Origin of the sequence: Pseudoalteromonas sp. BMB, from assembly GCF_001709235.1 — a bacterium.
In the GTDB taxonomy this organism is placed as follows: Bacteria; Pseudomonadota; Gammaproteobacteria; order Enterobacterales; family Alteromonadaceae; genus Pseudoalteromonas; species Pseudoalteromonas maricaloris.
Genome location: NZ_MBQA01000234.1, coordinates 1 through 207 on the forward strand (window position 1 = coordinate 1; position 207 = coordinate 207).

At 46.4% G+C, this 207-nt stretch carries 1 protein-coding gene; it reads right to left on the reverse strand.

Features of this window, described 5'->3' with window-relative positions; genetic code table 11:
- Positions 1–207, reverse strand: a 207-nt coding sequence (locus BB427_RS23595; protein ID WP_139119107.1) for an AMP-binding protein, incomplete at both ends; no start/stop codon positions are given.

The following is a 207-nucleotide window of genomic DNA, read 5'->3' on the forward strand; positions in this document are numbered from 1 at the left end:
GATCAAGGGGAACATAGGCACCACCTGCCATCAAGATACCTAAGATACCAATAATTGCTGTTGGTGATCTATCTACACACAGTCCTACCAAGCTATCCGGTTTGACCCCCTGCGCTTGCAGGTATACCGCTAGGGCATGACTTTGCTCGTATAACGCTTGATATGTTAATTGTTGCCCTTCATAGACCACCGCAATCTTATCTGGAT